The organism is Rubrivirga sp. (genome assembly GCF_049648075.1).
GTDB lineage: Bacteria > Bacteroidota > Rhodothermia > Rhodothermales > Rubricoccaceae > Rubrivirga.
The window spans coordinates 1-4,042 of sequence record NZ_JBARYR010000016.1 but is presented as its reverse complement, the minus strand read 5'-3'; the positions used below and the strand labels follow the sequence as shown (position 1 = coordinate 4,042).

The following is a 4,042-nucleotide window of genomic DNA, read 5'->3' as shown; positions in this document are numbered from 1 at the left end:
GAGGGCGGAGACCGCTACTTCGAGGTCGGGACACCGCTCGGGATGGACTCGCCGGTGTGCCTCGACCTGTCGCGCTTTGTCGAGCGCTCGAACGCCGTATTCGGCAAGACGGGAACGGGCAAAAGCTTTTTGACGCGTCTACTGTTGGCCGGAACGATCGCGACCGGACGTGCGGCGTCGCTGGTGTTCGACATGCACGGCGAGTACGGGTACGCTGTCCGCCAGGAGTCGGGCGAGGGCTCGGGCGCATTCGTCCAAGGTCTTAAAGACCTGTTTCCGGCAAAGGTCCAACTGTTCACGCTCGACCCGTCCTCGATGCGCGCCCGCAACCAGTCGGCCGACGTCGAGCTGCACGTGTACGCGGACCAAGTCGAGCCCGAGGACGTGCTGCCGCTCCGCGAGACGCTGAACCTCAACGCGACGGCGACGGAGAGTACGTACGGACTGAAGAAGGTGTACGGCCGGAAGTGGCTGTCCCGGCTCATGACCGCGGACCCGGCGGAGGTCGAGACGATGGCGGAGGAGACGGGGACTCACCCCGGATCGCTCTCGGCTCTCAAGCGCAAGCTCGACCGGCTGGACGGATACGACTTTTTCCACACCGAGCCCTCGGCCGGTCAGCGCGACGCAGTCGAGGAGCTGTTCGAGTCCCTCGACAGGGGGCACTCCGTCGTGCTCCAGTTTGGGAGGTATAAGTCACTCTTGGTGTACCTGCTGGTCGCCAACGTCATTACTCGCCGTCTCCGCGATCGGTACGAACGCAAGATGGAGGCGTACGAAGCGTCCCAGAACGACGCCGACAAGCCCCAGCAGCTCTTGATCACCATCGAGGAAGCCCACAACTTCCTCGGACCAGAAACCGCGCGCGAGACGCCGTTCGGCAAGATCGCGCGTGAGATGCGGAAGTTCTTTGTGTCGCTCTTGATCGTGGACCAACGCCCGAGCGGGATCGACGAGGAGGTGCTGAGCCAGATCGGGACCAAGCTCGTCGCCCAACTCAACGACGAGAAGGACATCGCGGCGGCGCTCGTCGGGACGCCCGGCGCGAGCGGGCTGCGGACGATCTTGGCATCGCTCGACAGCAAGCAGCAAGCGCTCCTCTTGGGTCACGCCGTCCCCATGCCGATCACGATCCGCACCCGCGACTACGGCCCGGACTTTTTCCAGGCGATGAAAGCGAAAGCCGGCGGGCTGGTGTCGGAGTCGGCGGCCGAGATGCAGCAGGAGATCGGCGAGCTATTCTGAGGACGTCGCGGCGACAGTCGCGACCTCGAGGACGACCCGCGACCTCGAGGACGACCCGCGACCTCGAGGACGACCCGCCTGGCTGACGCTGCTCAAGCCGTTCCTAGCAGGGAGTAAGGACCGCGCCGTCGTATGCAGTCACACGAGCACATTTCGTCATCCCCGTGCAAGCGTGAACGACTCGATGCAGGTGGACATCTGTTGACGGAGATCGACCAGAGCCGAACCGACGTGCCTGGGGAGACCAAAAGGTGTCCCCCTCACCGTCCTTGGACCTTGATCCTAATCCGCCCTCGAGGACTCGTGCAGAGGGCAATCGAGCCGTCTCTACATCCGGCGCAGCCCAGTCAGACTGCGCTACCGCGTCGACACCAGCACGCCTTGCATGGTCTGCCAGTGCCCGGGATACGTACAGACAAACGGGTATTCGCCCGGCGGCGGCATCGTGAACACGACGGCCGTCTTTTGCCCTGGTCCCGCCAGCGGCGTGAACGCGAGGATGGCGGGGTCGTCGGGGACGTTGTCGCGCTCCCGCGCTGCCGCCTCCGCGACCGTCCGCACCTCCGTTCCAGCCTCGAGGACGACCACGTTGTGAATCATGGCCGGGCTCGAGGTTGTCGAGTTGTCGATCACCAACCGCACCGTCGCGCCGGCCGGCGCCTCCACGCGCGCCACGTCGAAGCGCATCGCATTGCGGACGGACGGGATGACGACCTCGAGGTCGACCTCCTCTTCGAACACGGCGAGTTGCTCGGGCGTCGGGCCGGGCGGGTCGCCGCAGCCGAAGACAGTCAGGGCGAGCGCGATCAGGGTCAGGCGAAGCATTCGAGACAAGAGTCCAACTCGGTTCAATTCGGCGTCCTCGAGGACGGATGATCTAGAACGACCACGCGGCGTCATCTTCTTCGGTCCGACGGCGGGCGCGGCGCATCAGCGTGTCGTGGAAGGCCTGGACGGGTCCGTCCTCGGGCGGCCAGCGCAGGGTGTAACGGCCGTCGACGCCCAAGTCCCACGCCTGGCGGTTGTCGTCCAGGCAGAACTTGAGCGTCCGCTTGAGCCGCTCTTTGGCAATTTCGTCCTCGACAGGTGTCACGACCTCGACGCGGTCGTCCAGGTTGCGGCGCATCCAGTCGGCCGAGCCGATGTAGACGTCGTCGTCGCCGTCGTTGTGGAAGTAATAGATCCGGCTGTGCTCCAGGAACCGTCCGATGATCGAGACGATGCGGACGTTCTCCGAGAAGCCGGGGAGGCCGGGCCGCATCCGCGTGTGTCCGCGCACGATCAGGTCGATCTCGACGCCGGCCTGGCTCGCCTTGTACAGTTCACGGATGATCCCGTTGTCGTCGAGGGCGTTCATCTTGGCGATGATCCGCGCCTTCCGACCTGCCTTGGCGTGCTCGATCTCTCGCCGGATCAGCGAGACGAACTTGGGACGCAGGTCCCGGGGCGCGACGACGAGGGTCTGGTAGTCCTGCTCCGGCGCGTAGCCGGTCAGAAAATGGAACAGACCGACAAGGTCCTCTCCAACGTCCTCGCGGCAGGTGAACAAGCCGAAGTCGGTGTAGAAGCGGGCTGTCGAGGGGTTGTAGTTGCCCGTCCCAAGGTGGCAATACGTCCTAAGCCCATCAGCCTCCTCGCGCACGACCAAGGTCGTCTTCGCGTGGGTCTTGAGCCCGACCAACCCGTACGCGACGTGCGCGCCGACCTCCTCGAGGCGCTGCGCCCACTCGATGTTGTTCTCCTCGTCAAACCGGGCTTTGAGCTCGACCAGCGCTGCGACCTGCTTGCCGCGCTCGGCGGCTTTGATCAGCGACCGGACGATGGGGCTATCGTGGCTCGTCCGGTACAACGTCAACTTGATCGCCAGGACATTCGGGTCGTTGGCCGCCTCCTCGATAAAACGCTGCGTCGAGGCCGCGAAGCTTTCGTACGGGTGATGGACCAGGAGGTCGCCGCGGCGGATCACCGAGAACATGTCGTCGTCGTCCTCGAGGGCCATGTGCCGCAGGCGGATCGGAATGACGGACTCCCAGGGCAGGTCTTTCAGGTCCGGCCGGTCGACATTGGCGAGCTCATCGAGGCCGGCCAGGTCCAGGAGACCGTCGACGTCGACAATGTCGCGCGGGTCTTCGATGCCCATCTCGCGCGCCAACAGGTCGCGGACGCGCTCGGGCATGTCGTGCTCGACCTCGAGGCGGACGACGTCTGAGAACCGACGCTCCCGGAGCTCCTCGGAGATCATCGACAGCAGGTCGTCGGCCTCCTCCTCGTTGCGGTCTAGGCTCGCGTTGCGCGTGACGCGGAAGGCGTAGACGCCCTCGACGTCCATGCCGCGGAACAGCTCCTCGGCGTTGTTCTGGATCACGTCCTCGACGGCGACGACGTGGTTCGGATTAGTCGAGAGCGGCAGGAAGCGGCCCCGGCCCGTCGGGACCTTGAGGCGCGCAAAGTGCTCGGTCTTGCGGCCGGGGTGGCGCAGGGTGACGGCGAGCGATAGCGACAGGTTCGAGATGAACGGGAACGGGTGGCCGGAGTCGACGGCGAGCGGCGTCAGGATCGGAAAGATGGTCTCCCGAAAGATCCGGTCGAGCTCGGCCTGCTCGTCGTCCTCGAGGGCGTCGTACTCGCGAACGACGACGCCCGCGTCGGCGAGCTCGGGGCGGAGCTCGTTCTCCCACACTCGGGAGATCTCCGTCTGCAGATCGAGGGCCGCTCCCAGGGACAGATCGAGTTGTTCCTTCGGAGTCCGACCGTCCGGCGACAGCGCCCGAACGTCGGCACCGATCTGGCGCTTGAG

At 65.4% G+C, this 4,042-nt stretch carries 3 protein-coding genes; 1 reads left to right on the top strand and 2 read right to left on the bottom strand.

The annotated features are described in order from the left end of the window. Positions 1 to 1,245, top strand: a 1,245-nt coding sequence (locus tag WBA11_RS00555; RefSeq protein ID WP_424518787.1) for an ATP-binding protein, incomplete at its 5' end; no start/stop codon positions are given. Positions 1,246 to 1,602: 357 nt separating this feature from the next. Here WBA11_RS00555 and WBA11_RS00550 read toward each other — a convergent pair. After that, positions 1,603 to 2,070: a plastocyanin/azurin family copper-binding protein gene (locus tag WBA11_RS00550; RefSeq protein ID WP_424518786.1), complete on the bottom strand. Its 468-nt coding sequence runs from the start codon at positions 2,068 to 2,070 to the stop codon at positions 1,603 to 1,605. A 52-nt stretch (positions 2,071 to 2,122) separates the two neighbouring features. Further along, positions 2,123 to 4,042: polyphosphate kinase 1 (gene ppk1, locus WBA11_RS00545; protein ID WP_424518785.1), on the bottom strand; the 1,920-nt coding region annotated here is incomplete at its 5' end.